The organism is uncultured Marixanthomonas sp., from assembly GCF_963974425.1.
Taxonomy (GTDB): Bacteria; Bacteroidota; Bacteroidia; order Flavobacteriales; family Flavobacteriaceae; genus Marixanthomonas.
The window spans coordinates 55,345-79,916 of record NZ_CAXBCK010000013.1 but is presented as its reverse complement, the minus strand read 5'-3'; the positions used below and the strand labels follow the sequence as shown (position 1 = coordinate 79,916).

The 24,572-nt window shown below is 39.8% G+C and carries 20 protein-coding genes and 1 pseudogene; 16 read left to right on the top strand and 5 right to left on the bottom strand.

Annotation, left to right across the window (positions count from 1 at the left end; all coding sequences use genetic code 11):
* Positions 1-1,900, bottom strand: a pseudogene (locus AACZ92_RS05390) (hypothetical protein); the annotation flags it as partial.
* A gap of 276 nt (positions 1,901-2,176) precedes the next feature.
* Between AACZ92_RS05390 and AACZ92_RS05385 the strand changes: the two are divergent.
* From AACZ92_RS05385 to AACZ92_RS05350, 8 genes are all read left to right on the top strand, one after another.
* Positions 2,177-2,788, top strand: a complete 612-nt coding sequence (locus AACZ92_RS05385) for a helix-turn-helix domain-containing protein (protein ID WP_339698013.1) — start codon at positions 2,177-2,179, stop codon at positions 2,786-2,788.
* A 230-nt stretch (positions 2,789-3,018) separates the two neighbouring features.
* A complete protein-coding gene (locus tag AACZ92_RS05380) occupies positions 3,019-5,151 on the top strand; it encodes a TonB-dependent receptor plug domain-containing protein (RefSeq protein ID WP_339698010.1) in 2,133 nt (710 codons plus the stop codon).
* Positions 5,152-5,153: 2 nt separating this feature from the next.
* Positions 5,154-6,569, top strand: a complete 1,416-nt coding sequence (locus AACZ92_RS05375) for an HmuY family protein (RefSeq protein ID WP_339698007.1) — start codon at positions 5,154-5,156, stop codon at positions 6,567-6,569.
* Positions 6,570-6,613: 44 nt separating this feature from the next.
* Positions 6,614-7,849, top strand: coding sequence for a T9SS type A sorting domain-containing protein (locus AACZ92_RS05370; RefSeq protein ID WP_339698004.1), 1,236 nt, complete (start codon positions 6,614-6,616; stop codon positions 7,847-7,849).
* Positions 7,850-7,856: 7 nt separating this feature from the next.
* A complete protein-coding gene (locus AACZ92_RS05365; protein ID WP_339698001.1) occupies positions 7,857-8,765 on the top strand; it encodes a DUF6607 family protein in 909 nt (302 codons plus the stop codon).
* Between the two features lie 7 nt (positions 8,766-8,772).
* On the top strand, positions 8,773-10,278 hold the full coding sequence (locus AACZ92_RS05360) for an ankyrin repeat domain-containing protein (protein WP_339697998.1): 1,506 nt from the start codon (positions 8,773-8,775) through the stop codon (positions 10,276-10,278).
* A gap of 1 nt (position 10,279) precedes the next feature.
* Positions 10,280-10,774: a DUF2271 domain-containing protein gene (locus tag AACZ92_RS05355; protein WP_339697995.1), complete on the top strand. Its 495-nt coding sequence runs from the start codon at positions 10,280-10,282 to the stop codon at positions 10,772-10,774.
* A gap of 10 nt (positions 10,775-10,784) precedes the next feature.
* Entirely contained in the window at positions 10,785-12,974 is a 2,190-nt protein-coding gene (locus tag AACZ92_RS05350) for a PepSY domain-containing protein (protein WP_339697992.1), read from the top strand.
* Positions 12,975-13,133: 159 nt separating this feature from the next.
* On the opposite strand, the gene AACZ92_RS05345 is transcribed toward AACZ92_RS05350, so the two are convergent.
* The 4 genes from AACZ92_RS05345 to AACZ92_RS05330 are packed head-to-tail and all read right to left on the bottom strand — an operon-like array spanning position 13,134 to position 17,262.
* Entirely contained in the window at positions 13,134-13,973 is an 840-nt protein-coding gene (locus AACZ92_RS05345) for a hypothetical protein (protein WP_339697989.1), read from the bottom strand.
* A 15-nt stretch (positions 13,974-13,988) separates the two neighbouring features.
* The gene (locus tag AACZ92_RS05340; RefSeq protein WP_339697986.1) at positions 13,989-14,972 is read right to left on the bottom strand and encodes a hypothetical protein; all 984 of its coding nucleotides are present in this window, start codon (positions 14,970-14,972) and stop codon (positions 13,989-13,991) included.
* Positions 14,973-14,996: 24 nt separating this feature from the next.
* Positions 14,997-16,688: a hypothetical protein gene (locus AACZ92_RS05335; protein WP_339697983.1), complete on the bottom strand. Its 1,692-nt coding sequence runs from the start codon at positions 16,686-16,688 to the stop codon at positions 14,997-14,999.
* Positions 16,689-16,716: 28 nt separating this feature from the next.
* On the bottom strand, positions 16,717-17,262 hold the full coding sequence (locus AACZ92_RS05330) for a hypothetical protein (protein WP_339697980.1): 546 nt from the start codon (positions 17,260-17,262) through the stop codon (positions 16,717-16,719).
* A gap of 205 nt (positions 17,263-17,467) precedes the next feature.
* Between AACZ92_RS05330 and AACZ92_RS05325 the strand changes: the two genes are divergently transcribed.
* The 8 genes from AACZ92_RS05325 (at position 17,468) to AACZ92_RS05290 (ending at position 24,571) form a co-directional block, all read left to right on the top strand.
* Complete coding sequence (locus AACZ92_RS05325) at positions 17,468-19,234, top strand: tetratricopeptide repeat protein (protein ID WP_339697977.1); 1,767 nt, start codon at positions 17,468-17,470, stop codon at positions 19,232-19,234.
* A gap of 3 nt (positions 19,235-19,237) precedes the next feature.
* A complete protein-coding gene (locus AACZ92_RS05320; protein ID WP_339697974.1) occupies positions 19,238-19,978 on the top strand; it encodes a LytTR family DNA-binding domain-containing protein in 741 nt (246 codons plus the stop codon).
* A 180-nt stretch (positions 19,979-20,158) separates the two neighbouring features.
* Positions 20,159-20,632 carry a hypothetical protein gene (locus tag AACZ92_RS05315; RefSeq protein WP_339697969.1) on the top strand — a complete coding sequence of 158 codons (474 nt, stop codon included), beginning with the start codon at positions 20,159-20,161 and terminating at the stop codon, positions 20,630-20,632.
* Positions 20,633-20,649: 17 nt separating this feature from the next.
* Complete coding sequence (locus AACZ92_RS05310) at positions 20,650-21,426, top strand: hypothetical protein (RefSeq protein WP_339697965.1); 777 nt, start codon at positions 20,650-20,652, stop codon at positions 21,424-21,426.
* Positions 21,393-22,097, top strand: coding sequence for a hypothetical protein (locus AACZ92_RS05305; protein ID WP_339697962.1), 705 nt, complete (start codon positions 21,393-21,395; stop codon positions 22,095-22,097). The genes AACZ92_RS05310 and AACZ92_RS05305 overlap by 34 nt, the downstream gene beginning before the upstream one ends.
* A 10-nt stretch (positions 22,098-22,107) precedes the next feature.
* Positions 22,108-22,767, top strand: coding sequence for a hypothetical protein (locus AACZ92_RS05300; RefSeq protein WP_339697959.1), 660 nt, complete (start codon positions 22,108-22,110; stop codon positions 22,765-22,767).
* Complete coding sequence (locus tag AACZ92_RS05295) at positions 22,730-23,467, top strand: hypothetical protein (RefSeq protein ID WP_339697956.1); 738 nt, start codon at positions 22,730-22,732, stop codon at positions 23,465-23,467. The genes AACZ92_RS05300 and AACZ92_RS05295 overlap by 38 nt, the downstream gene beginning before the upstream one ends.
* A gap of 75 nt (positions 23,468-23,542) precedes the next feature.
* The gene (locus AACZ92_RS05290; protein ID WP_339697954.1) at positions 23,543-24,571 is read left to right on the top strand and encodes a polyprenyl synthetase family protein; all 1,029 of its coding nucleotides are present in this window, start codon (positions 23,543-23,545) and stop codon (positions 24,569-24,571) included.
* Position 24,572 lies beyond the last annotated feature (1 nt).

The window sequence follows — 24,572 nt, the reverse complement described above, 5'->3', positions numbered from 1 at the left end:
GTTCGTTTACATCTATATCGGCTACTGTTGGATTGTCTATTAGACAGAAATCTTGCGTAGTCTCGTCAGTAGTTGGAGTAGCAGCATCCCCTACGTTTACGGTTACTTCTAATCGCACTGCACTTTCACAGCCTGAAGTTGCATCAGTCAATGATGCGTAGTATATGTTACCATTGATTAAGGCATCGGTTGGGTCGTAAGCTGTTCCGCCCGTTGCTTGGTCATACCAAGTTACGTTTGGTTCGTTTACATCTATATCGGCTACTGTTGGATTGTCTATTAGACAGAAATCTTGCGTAGTCTCGTCAGTAGTTGGAGTAGCAGCATCCCCTACGTTTACGGTTACTTCTAATCGCACTGCACTTTCACAGCCTGAAGTTGCATCAGTCAATGATGCGTAGTATATGTTACCATTGATTAAGGCATCGGTTGGGTCGTAAGCTGTTCCGCCCGTTGCTTGGTCATACCAAGTTACATCTGGTTCGTTTACATCTATATCGGCTACTGTTGGATTGTCTATTAGACAGAAGTCCTGAGTAGTCTCGTCAGTAGTTGGAGTAGCAGCATCTTCGATAGTAACAGTAACTTCAAGTCTATCTTCGCCTTCACATCCGTCGACAATTTGAGCACCATAATAAGAGTTTCCATGAATTAATTCATCGGTTGGGTCGTAAGCTGTTCCGCCAGTTGCCTGGTCGTACCAAATTACATTTGGTTCATTTACATCAATATCAGCAACAGTAGGATTATTAACAACACAAAATTGTTGGTCCGTTTCATCAGCTGTGGGAGCATCTGGCCCTACGACAGCTATTTCATAGACATCAATTGATTGTGCAATATTTACATTTAATAAGGAAGAAAGGCGAACACTTACCCTGTCGAAAGCGACTCCAGGAGTGAATACTACTTCAGCTTTTTCACCATTTTGTAATAAGGTTAATAAGTCAAGACTTAAAATTGAAGATAAGTTTTCTGAATATACTTCCGTCCCTCCGTTATAGGCTATCACCTGAACATTATTTAAAAGCCCTAATGTCACTAAGGTGGGGTCGGTTTTTAAAGTAACAGAAAACTCTTGATCAGGTTGATAGGAATTAGGGAAATATACATTTTGACGTATAGAAGCTAATACTCCTATAAGTCCTAAACTTATTTCAGAAAAATTATCAGGATTTTCGTCTATAACATATTCAGGGTTAGTCACGCCTGCACCACCAATACCAAGGAGGTCTACAGTTAATCCTTGTCCATCAAAATCTGTGAATAAAGGATTGATAGCACATTGATTATCTGTAAAATAGGAAGCGTGATACACATCCATACTATTAAAATCTCCAAATAAAAGAGCATCTGTGTTATCTTTTATATAAACTCTATTATAGTCTTGGTCTGGAGTTATGGCAATATAAAAATTTCCCTCACTATCTTTAACAATCCGGTATCTGTTAATATTAGAGGGAGGTACTGCTGAAGTAGAAGAGAGGACAGTAGTATTAGTACTTCCATCAAAATATCGTGCTTCTACATCAAAATAGTGGTTTCCAAATATAATAGAACCCAATACATCGGCCAACAAATCACCTAATGAACCACCTAATAAACTATTTAAAACATCTTCATTGAAGTTTATTCGGATAAAAGAGGTAGTGTTAGCGGGAATAGTAGATGGAAATTGAAGCTCTAATTCACCTGTATAGCTGCCACCCCCAATTAAAAGACCACCATATGAATTTAGGATAGCAGGGTCATTATTTGGCAAGGTAGCGTTAATAGCATCATCAACGTGATCTTCAAAAGTTACTTGATTGGCGTATTCTTGAGTTTGAGCATAAAGGTCGTTTTGTGCAAGATTAAATAGAAATATTGTACATAGAAGTAAATATTTTAAACTTGACATACAAAGTTTAGGTAGTTTTATTATCATTGGGGTCACATTTTGGATTAAACAAGCTTTAGTTTTATTTCAGTTAATAATTTTTATACAAAGAGTTAATGTTTATTAAAAAAATTTTATATTGAATGAGTTCTGACTATATTAAAAAAGTCAGAAAAAGCCGAGATTTTCTATTACACGAAATAGTTTCTATTACTGTTTATGCTAATTATTTGAGAGTAGTTTTTGTTGTGATAAAATTATCCCAAAAATCCTATTCTTTTCTTAAAAAAATGTTAAATGTCTCAAAGTGCGATTAATATAATTGATCGATTAAAAGAAGAATTATCGATTAATACAGATAAAAACTTATGTAAGTTGATTGATATTAAGCCTAATACGCTTTCTACTTGGAAAAAAAGAGATTCTCTAGATTTTAACAAGATAATCGCGCTATGCGAATCTAAAAATCTGGATTTAAACTATATATTTTTCGATGAAAAGAAGTTTAGCGCTGATAATGAGAATGAAAAACCATTGTTAAAAACAGAGTCTCTTTTGGCTGAACCGCCAGAGGTTAAAATTTTTAAAGAATTTCAACTTATTAATACCAATCGAAATATAGCATTGTTTCAATCCATTCTTTCTTATCACCCCACTTTGCAATCTGATAGCATGGTGCTTGGACAAAAGATAAGGAAGAATCAAACTACGGATGGGGTGATATATATAATTGAGTTTGAAACGGAAGAATTAATTGTTGATGAATTACAAAAAGCCATTACCAACAAAAAAATAAATGAATTTACATTGAAGAACTACCATCCCTTCGATTATGCCATACAACCCAAAAAGCATATTAAACATATATGGCAATGTATAGATGTAATTGAAAATATTACCATTAATTAACGCAATACCTTACTAGCTTCTTACAAATAGTCACGACACAGTATTTTTCTATAATAATAGCTGTGTCGTCTACTTTTCAGTAATATATAAACCCTATTTAAGTAGTTGTTAAATACTACTCTATATTATAAAATGTGGAGAGGTTTAAATTCTTTTACGGAAAATGTTATTTTTATTTGTTCTAAATAAGAATAATTATATAGCTTTGCGGCGTCTAACAAATCAACCTAATGAAGTTTTCATTTCTTTCTATTTCCTTCCTTTTTTGTAGCGCAATTTCCTTGGCTCAAAACACCCCTGTAACCGATTCCACAGATATTGAAAAATTGGATGAGGTGGTAGTGACCGGGCAGATCAATCCGCAGTCGGTTAACAAATCGGTAGTAGAAGTAAAGGTGATTAGCAGAAAAGACATTGAGCGACAGGCCGGAAATACGCTAGCCGATGTATTAAATAACACCTTGAACCTGAACATTACGCCTAACACATCAACAGGTAAAAGTGGAGTTAGTTTGTTTGGGTTGGACAGTCAGTATTTTAAAGTGTTGATCGACAATATCCCGATGATTAATGAAGAGGGCGTAGGGAACAACACCGACCTTACCTTGATCAATCTGGACGATGTAGAGCGCATAGAATATGTAGAAGGGGCAATGGGCGTACAATACGGATCGAACGCTGTTTCGGGTATCATTAATATTATCACCAAAAAATCATCTAGAAACAAGCTCGATATTACGGCCTATGTACAAGAAGAAACCATAGGCGATGAGTATGAGTGGTTTGATAAAGGCCGTCATATTCAATCGATTAAAGTGGGTGGAAATATTTCAGAAAAACTATACGCCAATGCCACTTATACCCGCAATGACTTTGGAGGCTTCTGGAACGATAGAGAGGGCGAGAACTACGAAGATAACGACGGTCAACGCGGACACGAATGGTTACCCAAACTACAACAAAATACCAAGGCGTTATTATCGTACGAAGCCGAAGGGTTCAACATCTTTTACCGTTTTGAGTACTTGCACGAAGACATTTATAAATACAACGAAACGGTAGACCCCAACGAAAACGCATCGACGGGAACCACCAACCCGTCAGCGTTGGATGAGCAATACACCAACAACCGTGGGTACCATCACGTAAACAGCAATGGGAAACTATTTAAAAAAGTGAACTACAATGTATCACTTTCCTACCAAGAGCAGACCAAAGACCTGGAGCGCTATACCTACCGCATTCGGTCAGGGGCCAAAGAAAATGTAGAAGAAGGTGAATACCAGAGTAGAAGTGCAGTCTTTTCCAGAGGTACGTTCAGTAACTTGTTGAACAGCGAGTGGCTATCGGTACAAGCGGGTTATGAATTGACCTTGGAAGAAGGTTCCGGCTCATCGGTGGCGATTGTGATCGATCCCGAAGAAGGAACCGTAACACAAAACCTAGATAATTACGACTTTTTTGCCGCTTCCGAAATGCAATTAACAGACCGTTTTTCATTACGTCCGGGCGCTCGGGTTTCCTTTAGTAACTTATTTGATACGCAGTACATCGGGTCGTTAAGTGCGAAACAAACTTTGGGAGAGGATTGGGAATTGCGCGCTATCGTAGGTTCGGCGAACCGAACACCTAATTACAACGAGCTTTATACCTACTTTGTAGATGTTAACCACAATGTACAAGGAAATGGAGATTTAACGCCAGAACAAGGGGTTTCTACCTTTCTTCATATTAAAAAACGCAGCAGTCTGGCCGATGGAGCTGTTCGGTTAAAAAACAAGATCAGTTTTAATTACTTAAATCTACAAGATAGAATTGAATTGATTGTCGTGAATCAGAGTCCGTTGGCGTATCAATATAACAACATCGATAGCTACAAGGCGATGGGCGTATTTTCAGAAAATGAATTGTATTATCAAAATATTAAAGCGCAGTTGGGCGCTTCGGTTCAGGGAATTTCAAAAGTACTGGACAGCCGTACCAATAGTAATGATGACTTTCTGTATAATTTTCAACTGAATGCAAATGTCGCCTATACCGTACCCAAGTGGGACACCACCTTCTCGTTGTTCTTTAAACACATAGGCGAGCAGCAGCAATTTGTAGAGAAAACCAACGCCGAAGGCAATCAAGAATTTTTCACTGGGAAGACCGAAGCCTATAGTTGGCTGGATACCACTATCAATAAATTGTTTTTCGATGGCGCATTAATCACCACTTTAGGTGCCCGAAATATATTTGATGTTACTGCAGTAAATACCACCGCTTTTGAAGGTGGAACACATAATGGTCCGCCCACACAAATACCGTTGGGCTACGGACGCTCTTACTTTTTAAAATTAACCTATCATTTAACCCTATAACCATGTCAATCTTCAAATCTGTTAAAATCCTATTACTTGCTTGTGTTGCCACTACCGCTTTGGTATCGTGTAGCGATGACGATAGTACAACGGTACAAGGCGAGCCATTTGTTGCCGCTTTTGAAAACCTTTCGGCCAACTTAAGCGAAATAGAAGGCAATAAGGATATCAAACTAGTGTATTCTGAAACGGCTTCGGAAAACGGAGCGATCACTATTTTGGTAGAAGCAACAAACGCGGTGTATGGAGAAGACTTTACAACGGAACCTGCTGCGGAAGGAAACACGATTACCTTGCCTATTGCAGAGGGAACAGGGGAAAACACCCTTGTATTCAATAAGCTAAATGCAACCTTAGACGAAACAGTAGCGATTACGTTTACTATTACGAACGTTTCATACCCTGGCGGACAAATTCAAGGAAACACTGCTTTTACGTTGAATAATTCAGCTTCCTTAGGGCGTTCGCTAGCACCAGAAGTAGGTGGTCCTAATGAACCCAACCAAGTATATATTGACTTGAGTTCAGAAAAGGCCACTGTTGTACAACGCGATACGTGGGATCTTGGATTTTATGCTGGTAGTGAATTTCAGGTAGCAATAAACGGTTCTATTTATATGGCGACTGCTCAATTGAACGAAACAAATATTGATGCAATTACTCAAGCCGATGTGTCTGATTTAAAACCTCTAGTGGCTGTTGGAACACAGGATAGTCAACCCTATGTAGATCATCCAGATGGTGATATTACCAAAACTGCAATTGACGCTATAAGTGACACCGATGCTGATAACAAGGTGTATTTAGTGAATTTAGGATATGAAGTAGGAACCACTGCGGCAGAACAAGGAACTGTAGCGGTAACCGGAGACACTAGAGGTTGGAAAAAAATCCGCGTATTAAAACGAGGTGATGATTATGTATTACAGTATGCTGATTTAAGTGATACCACACATCAAGAAGTGACTATTAGTAAAACCCGAGGGTATAACTTTACCTTTTTTAGCTTTAATACAAATAGTACTGTTTCTGTAGAACCGGAAGCAGACCAATGGGATATCAACTTTACCCTATTCACCAACCTTATTGAAGAGTATGGTTCGTATGGATATGCAGATGGGGTGTTACACAACCGCAAAGGAGGGGTGGTAGCGTATGCCATCAATACAGATGAGCTTAGCACTACCTATGATGACTTTTCATTAAGTAATCTAAATACAGCCAATTTTCAAGAAGACCAACGTGCTATAGGTGGTAGCTGGCGAGAAGTGATCAATGAAGATAAAATATTGTATGACAATATGTTCTACATCATTCAAGACCTAAATGGAAATACCTATAAACTAAAATTTACAGCTTTAGTAAGCGATCAGGGAGAACGCGGATACCCGGAATTCAAATATGAATTATTACAATAAGAATTAAACGTATTATAAACTCTAACTCTATAAAAGATAAAACAATGAAAAAAATATTACATATTGCAGCCTTTATAGCAACAGGATTAGTTGCCACTGCACAAGAAACTGTCAGCCTTTCTATGGGTGCTGGTTATGCAAATGAGGTCTACGTAAAATTAGCAGACGAAACACAAGCTACCTTTGCAGCTGAAAGTTGGGATGTAGCTTTTTTACGCAACAGCGCACAGAATATTGGCATTCGTGTAAACGATGGTACCGGAATACAGGTATTTGAAGCGGCGAACGATCCAGCAGAATGGAACAATATCGATGTAACCAATGAAGCATCTTGGACACCATTATATAATGATGATACCAATTGGGACAACGGAGCTTTTATGCAAGGATCGGCTAGCTATGGTTGGGGAGAGTACAACCCAGCAACCCACCACGTAGAAGGAACCATCATTTTTGTATTGAAATATGCTGATGGTACCTACCGCAAGTTCATCAACGAAGACTTTTTTGGCGGGTACACGTTTAAATTCGCTACTTGGGATGGAAGCGCTTGGGTAAACGAAACTACTACCACAGTAGACAACGACGATAACCCAAACAACCGTTATAATTACTATTCATTAGAAAACAACGAAGCCGTAGTAGCTGAACCAGCTGTAACGGAATGGGATATGGTATTTAGAAAATATGTAACGGAATTACAAGCAAATACAATGTATAATGTAACCGGTGTATTGCATAACCCAACGGTTACCGTAGCACAAAACGAAGAACCAACAGGAGAAGCAGACCCTACTAACGTAACGTATTCTGAAGAAATCAATACCATTGGGTACGATTGGAAGAGTTTCGATGGTTCAGGATATATCGTAAATAGCGATATGGCATACTACGTAAAGTACGATGAAAACACCGTATATCGATTGGTATTTACTTCATTTGAAGGGGCTTCAACTGGAAACATAGATTTAGAGTATCAAGATGTGTCTAGTTTATTAGGATTTGAAGAAGTAGCAGAAGATGTTTCCTTCGGAATGTATCCAAACCCTACTACCAACGGTCAAATATCGATTGTGTATGATGTTGCTAATACTGTTTCAGCAAAAAACAAGATTGAGGTATTCGCAATTAATGGAGCGAAAGTATATTCAGAAACGATGTCTACTACATCTGGTTTTTATAACAAGACTTTAGACCTTTCAAGCCTACAAAGTGGTATGTATATGGTTACCTTTACCGCCGGAAAAAACAGTGTAACGAAGAAACTAATTTTGAACTAATATAATTATGAAAAAGACAATTTTTGCGTTAATCGGATTAATAGCTTTCAGTGCTAGTAGTATCGCACAAAGCAAACTAGAAAAGGATAGAGAGGCTATAAAGAATATGTGTGGTTGTTACGAAGTAACTTTCAACTTTGCTGAAACCTTTGAATATGTAGAAGATTCTACTTACATCCCGTCAAAAACTAAAATAGCTGGCGGTTTAGAGTGGGCAGAACTTATTGAAGATAAAGATGATAAAATTGCTATTCAGCATTTATTAATTGTAGGTCCACCCAACCAGCCACATATTGTAAAACACTGGCGTCAGGATTGGGAATATGAAAATACCGATCTGTATATGTTTAACGGTGATAACCAATGGACCTATACTAAAAAGCCAAAAAGCGAAGTAAAAGGACAGTGGACGCAGAAAGTATTTCAGGTAGATGATAGTCCGAGATACGAAGGCTCTGCTACTTGGGTACACGTAGATGGTAAAAGCTATTGGGAAAATACTACAACAGCACCTTTACCACGAAGAGAGTACACGCAACGTAGTGATTATAATGTAACAATGCGCGGAAACCGTCACGAGATAACCGATTTTGGTTGGATACACGATCAAGACAATGAAAAGATTGTACGAAAAGAAGGCGCAGAAGATGTAGTGATCGCCAAAGAAAAAGGGTACAATGTGTATAAAAAAGTGGACGACAGTAAATGTAAAGCAGCCCAAGACTGGTGGAAAGAACACCAAGACAAATGGGCTACGGTTCGCGCGAAGTGGGACAAAGTATTTGGAAAAGACAAAGATTTGGCCTTAAAAGAGAAAGTAGATAACAAAGTATTGTTTAAATACTTGTTTGATGAAGAAATGACCGATAAGAAAGAAATAAACGGAGTGATCGACTCTTTTGTAATCGAAAAATAAATAAAATATGAGCTGCCTAAAAAAAATAAACTTGTGTTTGGTATTGTTAGTAAGCACGTTTGCTATTGCACAGAGCAATAATGTGTTCTTAGAAAGAAGCTTTTGGAAAACCAATCCAACAGTACCAACCGTCGAACAAAAAATAAAAGAAGGCAACGATTCCACCCAGTTAAATTCCTATGGATTTGACGGTGTAACCTATGCTATTTTGGAAGACGCCCCATTGACTACGCTTAAGCATATGCTAACGAAAGAAGGAAATGGCGTAAACAAATTAACCCACGACGGAAGAACCTATATTTTTTGGGCAGCTTATAAAAACAATATTGACTTAGTAAAGCATTTATTACAAGAAGGTGCCCGAACCGATATTCGGGATGACCATAGTAATACCATTGCATTGTTTGCTGCTGGAGCGGGAAATACCAATGCAGAACTTTACGATATATTAGCGCAACACGGTGCCGATCTATCGAACGAAACCACTAAAAACGGTGCAAACATTCTGTTATTAGCAGCACCCCACGTAAAAGACTTGAGTGAGTTGGATTATTTTGTTTCCGAAGGCATGTCGTTACAGAGCACCGATACAGCTGGGAGTGGCATCTTTAACTATGTAGCCAAAACCGGAAACACCAAATTACTGGATGCCCTTATTGAAAAAGGCGTAGCCTATAAAGAACTAAACAAAGAGAAAGGAAATGCGATGCTTTTCGCCAGTCAGGGTACACGAGGCACGACCAACGGGCTGAAAGTGTATCAATACTTAGAGTCAAAAGGCATTACCCCAAATGTGACCACTACTGAGGGCGTTACCCCATTACATACATTAGCATACAGAAGTGATGATAAAGCAGTGCTAAACTACTTTATTAAAAAAGGAGTGGATGTAAACCAAGCCAATGAAGAAGGCAATAACTCTTTTATGAATGCTGCTTCTGCTAATACATTGGATATCGTTAAACTATTGGAAGAAAAGGTTGCTGATATCAATCACTCCAACAAAAAAGGACAATCAGCGTTAAGCTTAGCAGTTGCCAATAATAGTGCTGAGGTAGTAGCTTATCTATTAAAAAATGGAGCAGATGCTTCCGTAACCGATACAAACGGAAATACATTGGCATACTACGTGATGGATGGGTATAGTACAAAAGAAGCAACTGATTTTAATAAAAAACTGACGCTTCTAAAACAAAACGATGTGTCATTAACCACGCTTCAGGAAAAGGATAACAGTTTATACCATTTAGCAGTGGCTAAAAACAACATAGACTTACTGAAATTGGTCGTGAAAATGGCAGATAAGAAACAACTGCAACATAAAAATGCAGATGGCTTAACTCCGTTACATTTGGCAGCGATGAATGCGAAAAACGATACCATATTAAAATATTTGTTGTCGTTAGGCGCTGATAAAAATGTGGTAACCGATTTTGAAGAAACAGCATACGATCTGGCAAGTGAAAACGAACAATTAGAATCAAATAATATTGATCTAAACTTTCTGAAATAATATGAATATGAAAAAGTTGATAAAAATACTACCCGTTTTAGTAGTAACCTTAGTATTGGCGGCAAGTTTTACGACTACCACGGCCAAAAGTAAATACAAATGCCTGATACAGATGACCAATTATACAGGTGAATCTGCTTACGTGGTGGTTTCTTTATTGGATGCAGAAGGCAAATATGTAGAGACCTTATACGTACAAGGCGATGACGATGAATGGTATTTTGATATTTCAGAATGGTGGGATTTCTACGGAAAAAAGAGGCATAACATCGATGCCATTACCGGAGCTACTATTGCTGGCGGACAACGCGCGCTAAGCGTAATCGAGATTGAAGATGATAAAATCGATGCAGGCTACAAAATACGCTTTGAAACAGCAGTAGAAGACCAAGAATATTACGCCGACGATGTAGAGTTTGAGCTGACATCAGAAACAGTGAAAGGAAAAGTAGAAGGACAAGGATTTATACGCTACGTGCGTATGATGCCACAGTAAACGCAACCGTATGACCTTATCAATATGGAGATACAGTCACCTTGCGTTGGCTGTATCTTCTTTTGTTTTTATAGTAATTGCTTCCGTTACGGGGATTATTCTCGCTGTAGAACCTGTTTCCGAACAACTAAAACCATTTGCCATACCTGAAACACAAGAGATTTCGGTAGGGGAGACGGTAGCGGTGCTTCAAAATAAATATGATGAGGTATTATGGGTAGAGGTGGACCATAACGACTTTGTATCGGCATCTGTTATTACCGCCGAAGGAAATAGCGAAACCTTTTACATCAATCCCATAACCGGCGAAAAAGTGGGGGAATTGATCGAGCAGCATCCTATTTTTAGCTTTGCAACCAACGTACATAGGTCGTTGTTTTTAAAATCAACCGGTCGCTTTATAGTCGGGTTGATATCATTTCTACTATTCATAATTGCGGTCACCGGAGTGCTACTGATTGTGAAACGGCAAGGAAGTGTAAAACGCTTTTTTTCAAAAATATCAAAGGAATCATTCAACCAACACTATCACGTCTACTTTGGGCGATTGTTTTTAATCCCGATTATTATTTTAACGGTAACAGGGGTATATCTTTCCTTAGAGAAATTTTCTCTATTACCTGAATACAAAGTAACCCACCAGGTAGATTACGATACCATTGCCGAAATGCCAGTACGAGAAGTCATTGATTTTCCTGCGTTTCAAGATAGTCCGCTCACTGATTTAAAAAGATTAGAGTTTCCTTTTTCCCCTGCCCCAGAAGATTATTACATCGCAAAATTCTCGAATAAAGAAGTATTGGTCAATCAATTTACCGGCGAAGTACTAAGTGAGTTTGAATATCCCTTTGTGGCGTGGGCGTCAAGTTGGAGTATGGCACTTCACACGGGTAGAGGGAGTATAGTATGGTCTGTTATTTTATTGATAGCCTGTTGCTCTATTTTGTTTTTTATCTATTCAGGCTTTGCAATGACCTTGCGCCGAAGAAAAAAAACAAAGGCGTTTAAAAATAAACATACCAAAGATGAAAGTGAGTATATCATTTTAGTGGGTTCGGAAACTGGGAATACCTTTGATTTTGTAAGACAATTTCAAAAAGCGCTATTGCAAGCCGGTAGGAAAGTATTTGTTTCAGAATTAAACACCTACACTACCTACAAAAAGGCGAGACAATTATTTGTGTTCACTGCTACCTACGGACAAGGAGAAGCACCGGCCAATGCGACTAATTTTTTACAATTATTAGAAAAGAAAAAACAAAACCATCCCATCCATTTTTCGGTAATTGGGTTCGGGTCATTAGCTTATGAAGATTATTGTCAGTTTGCTATTGACGTCGATAAAGCGTTACAGCAACATCCTAACTTTCACCAAGAATTACCCATTTACAAGATCAACAATCAAGATGCTACCGACTTTGAGCATTGGGCCATCCGTTGGGCCACACAGCATAATTTACACCTACAGTTAGAACCTTTAGATTCGGGTAAGAAAGTAGCGCCACAGCATAATTTCACGGTCATAAACCGCACCGAATTAAACAGGGACGATACATTTTTACTGCAACTTCGTCCTACTAAAAAACAAGTGTTTGAGTCGGGTGATTTGTTAGAAATTATTCCGCCAAACGAACGCATTGCTCGATTGTATAGTATTGCTGAGGTAGCAGGAGATATTGTGTTAAGTATAAAACGACACGAGTATGGCGCCTGTTCTTCCTATTTCAGTAGTTGTAAAGTAGGGGAGAAGGTAAAAGGAGTTATAAGTAAGAATGAGTCATTCCATTTACCCGATAAAGCCCAACAAGTACTTTTAATTGCTAACGGCACAGGAATTGCCCCTTTTTTAGGAATGATAGCTACACACGCAGCTACAAAAGAAATCAATCTTTTTTGGGGTGGAAAAACACAAGAGTCATTTAATTTATATGCTTCCTATTTAGAAGAAACAAATTTACAGACTACACAGTTGGCATATTCGCAAGAAGGAAATAAACAGTATGTACAAGACCGTTTAGTGGCTCAAAAAGAAATGGTAGCTCATTTACTTCAGGAAAACGCTATGATAATGATCTGCGGAAGTATTGCTATGCAAAAAGAGGTATTATCTGTTTTAGAAAATATTCTCACAGAATATAAAATGGAGGTTACCATAAACGACTTAGAGCAACAAGGATTTTTGGCAATGGACTGTTATTAACAATGGCAGTTCTGAAAAGAGAAAAGAAATATACATTGTTAGGTTATCTATATACCTATAAAATTAGTTTCCCACTTGTTGCTTAAACATATAGATGTGTTTTTTTTGTTACACCAAGAAATACTATTTAAAAACATCTTGTCGAATAGCGGGCGTCTATTACATTTTCGTATAAACGACCTTAAAACTCCCAGAATTATTGCCGGGGTCCACATCGTTGGCATACAGTTTTAAATAGCCCGAGGTATCGGCCGTTAACGTGGCTTTCCTGCCTACATAAAACCACGTGCCGTTTTCGCCAATGGTGGCGATAAGGCTGCCATGGCGGTAATTGCGCACGATATTGTAAATTTCAAATCCGTTGATGCCTTCTGGTCCGGCAGCGCCTGCAAAAAAGCCTAATGTTATCCTGCCAGAGGCTTTTAAATTGATTTTATCGCCTTTATTTAAATAAATGCCTGTCAATTTTGTGGACCGTACCGTTACGGTACCCGAGGTGGAAGCTTTTTTAGGTTTTGTTGATGTTTGGCCACTGCTGACCGACAGTGATTTCAGTTGGATATATATTTTTTCTTCAAAATACATGGTTGATATGTTAATAGAACCTTTTTTAAAAAAATAGGTGTTGTCTTTAGTAGTATATTCATCGGCTGTTTTTGCCCAATTGTTGACATAATATTTATAGAGATCCTCTTTGGCATTGCGAAGGATTGTAGTAAAACTCCCATCGTTATATGATACAAAGGCCAAATTAATACCGTTGGAATTGTTTTTAGTTTTATACGGATTATAATAAATGGTTCCGTTACCTTTTTTGGTTTTTGATGTCCGGGTCGTGCCAAAACGTTTCAGGTATTGGTTTAACTGATAATGATCCTGGTTGTTATGGGCCCTGAAAAGTTCTTCTATGTCATCAATCCCTGGATTTTGGGCAAGCGATGCAAGACCTGGAATTAGGAGCAATCCCAGTATAAGGATAGCCTTTAGCGATGTTTTCATGATATTGTTTTTATACTATTTATGAAATTTTTTTACCATTCGCCTTAAAGATTCAGCAATTAGAACAAATACGATTAGACCGATGACGGTATAATGTACCCATGATTGGGTATAAAATGGTGCCGTTTTTTTTTCTAATATCGCTATGGTATTTAGAAAATGAGGCTCTTCTAAAAAAGAGAGAAGGTTGGCCTGCGAAGGGTTAATAACGTAGTCGTTACTTTTATCTTTCTCTTTTATAACTTCGGTAATGGAGCTGTAATAGGAGTATTGGTCCGATAGGTTACTGTGGTCAATGCGTGAGACCGTTATGTGGTTCCCGTTTTGTTTTACAATGATGGGCAGCCAATCTTTTTTGCTTTCTTTTAGGTTAAAAAACAAATAATCCCCTGCTTTTTTAAAGGCTACTTTTACTTCAACCGGTTTGTCGGTCCAAGTATAGTCGGTAAAGTCGTTGTTCAGCAGGTCTATTTTGTAAGCCGTTTTTGTGTTGAAGGTATAGCGTCCCTGTTTTTTTACCAATGGAAAGTTTTGCTCGAGTTCCCCTTTTTCGTCACGGTTAAGAAGGTCTTCCAAATCGTATTGTTCATTCTCGGTCAATTTTGTGCTTTTATTCAATAGTTTCAGCATACGGTTTTTAATGCTGTCGTTTCTGTAAAAAAGGATGTCATTTTCAACCTTAAAATCGCGATGGGCGCTAATTTGGGCGATATTTGAAGCTTGAAAACCAAAATAATGCTTTATGGTACAGACACCTTTGTTTACCTCAATGTTCCAGAACATATCAAAAAGATTTTGGGGGTATTTCTTATCCAACACATCAGATTTGTCCATAGGGCCAATAACCTTGTATTCCCCTTTAAAGTTGGACGGAAAAGCTTTAAGAACAGGTTGCTCGCTGGGCAAAGGGCGGTTGGAGTACACTACCCGGCAACCGTGCAGTATAAAGAAGACGGTTGCGATGAACAATATAACTTTGTGTTTGAATTTTGCCTTCATGAATACGATTTATTGGCTTATTGATCAATACTTCCGTATGTTGTATGAGATAAGGGCATTGTGGACAAACATAACATGAACCGGTTTTCCCCGTTGCCGTGCGGGCTTCATGTTTAATGTATGGGAATTGAGTATTTTTTGTATGGCGTTGGACGCTTTTTCATTAGAAGGACGCATATTCTTAATATGGAATTTTCCATTGGTGTCAAGAACCATGGTCATTGAAACCTTTCGATGGTTGCTATTGCTGTAGGGTTTAAACCATTCTTTAAGCTTATCATTTGGTATTTTGTCCTGTAACCATTCGTTAATGTATTTTTCTTGGCAACGGCGGTCCTTGCTGTCGGTACAGAAGGGCATTTCTGGCTTTTCGTGAACAACACTGAGTGGTATTGCATTTTCAAAATTTACATGAGGCTCTTTGCGGAGGGTTGGCTTTTGTTCTGTTTCATTTTCATTTTCATTTTTTAATTGTTTCGTATCTATTTTAGCAAGGTCTATTTCGCCTATTTTTTGGGTAAGCTCGGGATCCAGGTAAATTTCTATAAGTGGGTCTGCATAGCTGTACTGCAGTCTATGGTAGTTTATTGCTTTGCGCACCGTTTTAAGTTGGGGGTACTTTACGTATTCTTTATATGTTGGGGTGTGGTCAGCTCCATACCATTCAATTTTATGTACGAAATAGGCCGATCTGCCCGAACGTGTTTTGCCTTCAAACAACTGTTCTACTTTTTCGGGCTTTATTTTAAAAAGGTAATCAAAACTGCGTCGTCTTTTTGTCTTGAACACTTGTTCATATTCGTGGCGCGGGGCATACCCACCAAAACTTCTTTTGGTATAGATTACATTGGGCGTAGCTACAGGTATTTCCAGTATAAAACCGTTTTGGTCAAAATCATACCGCATTAACCCCATTTTATCGACCACGTAGGCCGTGGTTGGGATTTTTTCGGCATAGCGTTGCAAATTGCCCAATTGTTCGGCAATGTATTTTTTATAAAGGGTATTCTGGCGTATATCGCTGGCATTGTAACCGCCCCATGTTTTGTTGTCGTTTCTGTAACTTTTGTGTTCTCCCGGTCTGTCATAATAGATTTCGCAAGCCGTACGCGAACTCAAGCTGGTTGCGGCCGCAAAGAGTGCTTTTTGGGCGATGACCGAATTCACGCCTTCCCTCGGATACCTTATTTCCCCAGCATACCTGTTGGGATACCATACCTCCTTGTCCATGGTATCGAACAGCGGACGGTAAAACTTCACCTTGAGCAAGCCGTTGTACTTTTCGTATTCCTTACCTACAGTAAGCCCTATTAAATTTTTGTCCGGTTCGCCCAAGAGGGGCAGTCCTTTAAAAGTAAGTAAGGAAATAGACTCAAAGTCTTCATCAATGGTCGGGATGGTCATTGTGGATACTGCTGAAAATTTATCAGTGGATTTTACTATGCCCTCGGTAGTTCTTGAAGTGGGTTTTTGATGCTGTCGGTTTGTAATGGTTTTGTTTTCGGTAATGGAAGGAGATGCCGGGTTTTCCCTTTCGCTAGTATTGTTTTCTTTATTTCCTATGACATCGTTTACGGCTTCATCTGCTGTGTTTACAATTGTATTTTCAACAGCTTGTGCTACCTTTTTCTTTAGTTTCTTAAAAAACTGCGCGTGTGCCGTGCCGCCCGTTATTAATAAAATAGCGAGTATGATTGAATTAATTGTTGTTTTCATAATATGTGTGAGTTATTTGGTTCTTTCCTCAATATTTCGCCGCCACTTTTAAATACACGTCTAATCCTATGGTGTTGTTGGTGTTTAAAAAACCTAGATATAGCGTCTGTCGAGTTCCGTTGGTAGGTACAAACGTCACTTCCTCACCTATGTCCTTCCATTCTTTTAAAGCCTTAAAGTCATAGTTCATCCGTTTTTCGAACAATTGGCTGTCCTGTTCGCTGGGCAGGAGGTAAATGTTGATGTCTTCGTATTTTCCTTGCTCTTTTACCAAGATCTCATTGGCCCGGTCTGCATTTTCCGAGCTTGTGCCCATTCTATCGGCCAAAACATCGAAAACAAGTTTCCGGGCTTCGGGCCTAAAGGTTTTGCGTTTGCTTACATAAACCGTATAATAAAAACCTGTAGCGTTGGCCGGAATCTGCAACGGGACTGCTACCCGGGTCTTTCCCCGCCAGGCGGTTATCGAATTGACCGCAAACGTTCCTTCGTAAATTTCTTTAAGCGAGTTGTTTTGTGCGTCAACATTAAAAAAGAAAAAGAAAATAGCGATAATAAGTAATGAAGTGCGCATATTGTATGATTTTAAATAACTGATAATTAAAACTATACAACAAATAGAGATAAGGCAACCACAAATGAGCAACTGCACGGGTTCAATTATTTTCTGCAACCCTATGGTGGATTTTTGCTGAAAATTAGTAAATTGGGTACTCCTCAAGTCAACTCCTCATATTTTTCCATTGTGAACGGTTTTTATGAAAACAAAACTATTTTTGTTGGTCTTCTTCATGGTGTCCTATTTGGGGTTGGGGCAACAGACCGTAGTAGATTCCCTTAAAACCCTGCTGGATAAAAAGGAGGTTCCCGATACGCTGCGAACCATTTACCTGTTGAACATGGCCCACGCCATTGCCACCACCAATAAACCGAAGGCAACCCAATATACCCAAGAGGCTCTAAAAATTGCCAAAAGCAACAATTGGAACGTAGGCATTGCAAAAGCCTATCGGCAACAAGGGAACGTGTATTATTTAAAGTCTGATTTTACCCAAGCTTTACAGCAGTACCACCGAGCCTTGGATGCAGCCCATTTTGAAGGGAAAAACCTCTTCGATGCTACGGTATATAGCAACATTGCAAACATCTATGCCGATATGGAAGAGTTTGACAGGGCTTTGGAAAACTATAACAAGCTGCTTCAAATTGCCGAAGAAACCGCTTCAAAACCCCAACAATTGATTGCCATTTTCAACATAGCCACTGTACAAATGGATCAGGGAAAAGATTCTTTGGCGGTGGAAAACCTTCAAAAAGCACTGTCGCTTTCCGAAGAAAAACCCCTTCAAATTTATTATCCCACGGTTTGCAATAATTTAGGATTGGCCTACCAACACTTAGAAGATTATGAAAAAGCACTTGTTTATTACGATAAAGCCTTGGAGCGGGCCGAAATTATAGACGATAAAGCAACGATGGCCATTGTACTGACCAATATGGGCAAAATTTACGGGTACCAAGGAAAAACAAGAAAAGCCGAAACCACCTTGCTAAAAAGCATCGACTTAAATGCAGAAACAGGGGCACTGGACCGGGAAGCAGAGTCTTGGCTGGCCTTGAGCGAAACCTATCAAAACCAGGGAAAAGGCAATGAAGCCTTAGCAGCCTATAAAAAACATATTGTGCTAAATGATAGCATCCAAAATAGGGAAAAGCAAGTGGAGCTGGTAAAAAAAGACTTAAGCTATGAGCATCAAAAAGAACAGGCGCTGTCGCAAGCCGAAATTGACAGGCAGCGCACCCTCAAAAAAACGGTGATTATTGGAGGCAGCGTGTTATTGCTTGCGTTGGTTGTAATTCTTGTCCTGTACAAGAAAAAGCGCGACGCCGTAGAAGCAAAAACGGTATCACAGTTTGAATCTAAAGTCGATAAAACCAAGCTCAAAGCACTTCGTTCGCAGCTGAACCCGCATTTTATCTTCAATTCGCTTAACTCTATCCACGATTTCGTCGCTAAAAACGAAAAAACGGAGGCAAAGGCTTATCTGGTGAAATTTGCAACCTTGATGCGTCAGACTTTGGAAAATTCAGAAAAGGAAGCGATTCCCTTAAAAGAGGACTTAGGGTTATTGACTACGTATTTTGAAATAGAGCAAAAGCGGCTGCAACACAAATTTTCTTTCAAAATTACGGTCGATCCGTCTATCGATGTGGAAAACACTTTGGTGCCGCCGTTGATCCTGCAACCTTTTGCCGAAAACAGTATTTGGCACGGTATTTCACAAAAAACCGGCACCGGCCATATTTTGGTTCAGGTTCAAAAAAAGGAAGGGATGATTCTTTATTCTATTGATGATGACGGTGTAGGGCAGTTAAAAGATGCGACCAAAAATGGAAAGACGAACAAATCATATGGCATGAAGCTCACCAAAAACCGCATAGCAATCATTAATAAACGAAACAGTGTCCAAGGGCATGTTAGGTTGATAGACAAAAAACAGGGGGTGCGGGTAGAAGTAGGACTCCCCCTGCAACTGGCATTTTAAGGTATGGTAAAAGTAATGGTCATAGATGACGAACAACACTGCATAGACCATGTGGTGGAGCTGTTGGCGTCCTACAAAGAGGAGTATGTTCTTGTGGCTACGGCAAAAACAGTTGCCGACGCTTTAAAAATAGCGAAGGAACAACGGCCAGACCTTGTTTTTTTAGATGTGCAAATAGGGCCAAACACAGGCTTTGACTTTCTGGAGCAGGTAGGCCCTGCTTCTTTTGATGTGATTTTTACCACTGCTTACGACCGGTATGCCCTTAAAGCCATAAAGTTTAGCGCATTGGATTATTTGCTGAAACCAATAGGCACAAAAGAGTTCGCCACCGCCTTGGAACGTTTTAAAACCCATACCACACAACATATGGCACAGCGTATTGCTGTATTGCTTCAGAATATGGAACACCAAAATGCGTTAAAAAAAATAACCGTGCCTACCAGCGAAGGGTACGAATTCTTGGAAGTTGACCAAATTTTACGATGTGAAGCCGATAAAAATTATACCCACATTCATTTAAAAAACGGAAAGAAAATAACGGTGTCTAAAACATTGAAAACCTTTGAAGAACTGTTGGCTACGGAACAGTTTTTCAGGGTACACAATTCGCACTTGATCAACCTGAACGAAGTAAAAAAATATGTCAAGGGAAAGGGGGGTTATGTAATTATGACAAACAATCACAGTATCGAAGTTTCGACCCGGCGGAAAGAACAATTCTTAGAACGTTTAAAACGATAAAACTTAAGGAAAGTTTCAGAAACCCCCTTCCAATTATTGTCTTTACCGTTCTTCTTTTGTAAGAAAAATTTGAAAGTTGTAAAAATATACGTAATCAGCTTAAATTTAGAGGGTTAAATGCTAATGCTTTAGATATTATTGATTAAATTTATTGGGTTGTAACCAAATAAACCCAGTATTATGAGCGTTCCAAAAATCCCGACCAATTATACCCACAACCTCAACCCGATACGCCCTTTTGATATAGATGCTGATCTAGATGCTAAACATTCGGGCAAGATTGCGACCGAACTGTCCGGCAGTGTGGAAAACAAAATAAGCGGAAGCCTTTCTACCACAAACACCTTAAAACTCACAGGTGATGCCAACGAACCCGTAGCCACAGACAACAAACTGGAACTTATGAACCTGCCGCGCTTTACCCTAAAAGACATCAAGGACTTGATGAAACAACGGGTGCGCATCCCGAACTATTCCAATGTGTGCTTTAAAATGTTGGGCGTGGAATTTTTTAGCATCTGTGTGGGCGGCGAGAGCCAAATAATCACCGAGCCTTACGTGCCCAATGCCGCGGAGCGTTGCGAAGAAGACCCGTGCTGCAAGCCCGATACCCGCCCGTTCCCCGACAGGAACTCCAATGAGCCCCAAGGCTAACTTAAAACCTTTGAACCATGTTAAAAAAAGTGCCCGATTCCCAGTTAAAAAACATCGCTGTTGGCGAGGAAGAGATCATCTTGAACGGCCCGCCCGGCAACTTAATGGGCAGTATTAAGCTGCACAATAAAAACGAGACCAAGACCCGTATAAAATTCCTGGACCTTAAAGCCACAAAAAGCAAGAAGACCGAAAGCCTCAGCGGTGTTCCGCTTTATATCAATAGCAAACTACGCCCTGGCGAAAAACGCATGGAGCACCTTATGCTCTCCATCGACCCGAGCACACGTCCGGGCACGTATGAAAACCAGATAGACATTGGTGGCAAAAAACGCAAAGTGACCATGGTAGTGCAACCTACCATTTCGGTAGCGGTCAACCCTACCGAATTCACGTTTCAGGGAACAGCCCCAGGAACAAAACATACCGTAACCTTTACGGTGGTCAATACTGGTAATATGTCGTTTGAAATACCCAAGGTGAGCCACGTAGCCCCATTGGATATGGACTTGTTATGCCGGGCTTTCGGCTATGGTTTTCGGCACGATAAAGAGGAAGGTTTTACCGAAACCATGGATCACGTAACCCAAAACCTAAAGGAAAACATGCCCAATTGGGCCAACTCAAAAGTTAAAGAAGCAGGACAGGTTTTAAAACCGGGAAAAAATATGTTGGTGAACATCGAAATTACCATCCCCGAAAACGCCAAGGCAGAAAACGATTACGACCTTACCATCCGGTTTTGGGAAGAGCAATTGTCTTGTTCGTTCAAGTCGCATACCACAAACCAATAAAACAAGAAAAAATGGAAAATAAACCTTTACAGTCCAATGTGTTCAGCGATTCGGTCATGAAGAACCTTCAAGGCCTTACCAATATGTCTATGGAATTCTATGGCACCATGCTGGACAATATGACGGGAAACAGCAACCAGTTCAGTAAAAATGCCGGACAGTTGGGCAAAAACGTCCTTCAGCCTTTAAAAACCATGTTCAATACTGGGGATTGTTGTCCACCCCAAGAAGAATGTCCGCCGCATTGCTTGACCAGCATGCATAGAACAGCTATGAAGGGAGAGCGAATTATCATCCCATTTTATGTGAAAAATGATTGCAATGCACCTAAAAAATATAGGGTAGGAGCCCGGCCTTTGATCGATCAAGATGGGAATGATGCCGGCGTGCAACTTAATTTAAATAAAAACGCGGTCCAATTGGCTCCCTTTGGTAAAGAAAGGGTGTTGTTGCATTTAGATACGGGAAAATTGGAAAATGGCACCTATACTTCGGAAATCGTACTGCGAGAAAAAGAATACAATCAAAACATCTGCCTTACCGTGGAAATCGCCGATCATCCCGGCATTACGGTAACGCCCCACGAGGAGAAAAAATACAAGCTAAGATGGCAAAGCTGGAAATCGCATTATTATTGTGAGCCCATCCGTGACCAAGACCAAGACCGATAACACCAAGCCCATGGCATCAAACAACGACCAAATACCGTTTGAAGAACTTTTCAGAAAAACCGTTGCGCTCAATAAAAAATTTATGGGTCAGGGGTTTAAGATATGGAGCGAGATGAGCCAAAAGCCCAAAACAGGCAAAAGCCCATTTGTTTTCAAGCCCGAAGCGTACAGCAAAGCCTTTACCGAGTTTGCCAAAATGAATTTAGAATACTACAATAAGGCGTTGGAAATGGGCTTTTCATTCGCCAATGAAATGATCGATAAAGAAGAACCTTCTGGTCATACCGAGACACAACCTGCATTTGTACTGGAAGAAACCGCCAAAGCCGGAGAACGGCTTAGCTTGCAGTTTGTTCTGGAAAACACCAAAACAGAAACCGCGAGTTGCGAACTGGTCAATTCCCCTTTTACGGATACTGCGGAACCTGCTAACGAAATCAATATTAAAACCACTTTTAAACCACAATCCTTTACTCAAGAGCCAGGCGAAAAAGATACCGTGGCCATTGAGCTTCATATTCCAAAAAAGACCCCCAGCGCAACCTATAGTAGCGATGTGGAAGTAGTGGGCTTTGAGCCTTCCTTCTTCCGTATCCTACTGCACATAGCACCACCAGTTAAAAAACAAGCCAATGGGAACGTCAAAAAAAGGACCACGAAAAAAAAGTAATTCCGGTAAGCAAAGCAAACAGGAAGACGCCTCGTGGATCGATACAGACCGTGTGGTGAACAAGGCGCAGCGTATCGTTAATTCCGCAGTGAACGTACTGGAAGAAGAAATAGCCGCAGGTATTTTAGCGGCCAAAAAGATTGAGAAAAAATTAATAGATGTCGATGAAATCCGGGAAGACCCCGACGCCTTGATGAACCGGATTCGGCGGGATTCGCATGAAGTGTTAGACTTATTTATCGACGCCTTTGCTTCCTTAACAGGCCAAATGAACAGTGTGGTGGAAGCTCTTAAAAAAGAAACAGAGGAACAGGCAAAAAAAAACGGCAAAGCATCGAGCACAAAACCACCATCCAAAACTTCAAAAAGCACCCCCGCTATTATTACATTAGAACCCGATGCCCCAATGAAACCGGGCGAAACGGTTACTTTGACAATAAGCATGTTTGAAGACCATCTGGAAAGCCCTAAAAAAATTGAACTTAGAAAAAGCGATTTGATTGGGCCGGGCGAACACGTAATCTATAAAAGGGCCATAAAAATAGAACCTAAATCCTTTTCGCTCAGACCAAAAAAAGAAAAAGACCTGAATATCACGTTAGACCTGCCGAAAAACAGTCAGCCGGGATGTTACAACGCCTTATTGACCGATAAAAATGACCCGTTGGTGCGAGTGCTAATTGCTTTGGAAGTAATATGACTATAGAAGCTTCCGATAACAATAGACTATTTGTATTCAAAAAACAATCAATCATAATAAAACGAACAGTAGGTTATGGATACGGCGCAAATGAAACAAAAACTAGTGGATTATGGGACCGAGACCCTCTTAGGTATCCATGCGTTTATTCCTGAAAAAGAACCTAAGCAATATCTATATGGTTTGTTATCAGATTATCCCAACCGCGGTGGAAAAGGATTTCGCCCTGGACTTTGCATTGCAAGTTGTAAAGCTTTTGGCGGAAAGCTACAGGAAGCCAAGTTTTCAGCTATAGCGTTAGAGATGTTACACAATGCTTTTCTTATTCACGATGATGTAGAAGACGAGAGTTTTTATAGGCGCAAAAAACCGACCATGCACGAAGCCACCAGCCGTGCCATAGCCATAAACGTTGGCGATATGCTCAATGCCCTCAGTTTATCCCCTTTATGGCGCAACCGGGATTTGTTGGGAGAAAAACTGTCACAACGTATCTTTTTGGAAATTCAGCATTTAATAACCGAATCGGCAGAAGGGCAAGCCCTCGAACTGGGATGGCGCAAAGACAACCGCTGCGACCTCACCGAAACCGACTACCTGCGGATGATCCTTAAAAAAACCTGCTGGTATACCTGCATCCATCCTATACGTATTGGAGCGCTAATTGGTAGCAAAGGAGCAGTGAAACCAGACGATTTTAATAGGTTAGGGTACTTTATGGGGGCCGCTTTTCAGATACAAGATGACGTACTCAATCTAGTTGGTGAAGAAACCTCGTATGGTAAGGAAATAGGCGGCGACATTATGGAAGGCAAACGTACCCTGATGTTGATACATTTATTGGAGAAATGTTCTGCCAGCGAACGCAGGTTTATTAAAGGGTTTTTAAATATCCCAATTTTAGATCGCAATTTGGCTGAGGCTAAAACAATCTTAGACTTCATGCATAGCTATGGTTCCATTACCTATGCAAAAAGTACTAGCAGGTATCTAGCTGGGGCAGCACTTAAAGAATTCTACACTCATTTTTCCCATTTGGAAGATAGTGAGGATAAGGCCTTTTTGGAGCGTATTATTTTATATATGATAAACCGTGATTATTAGC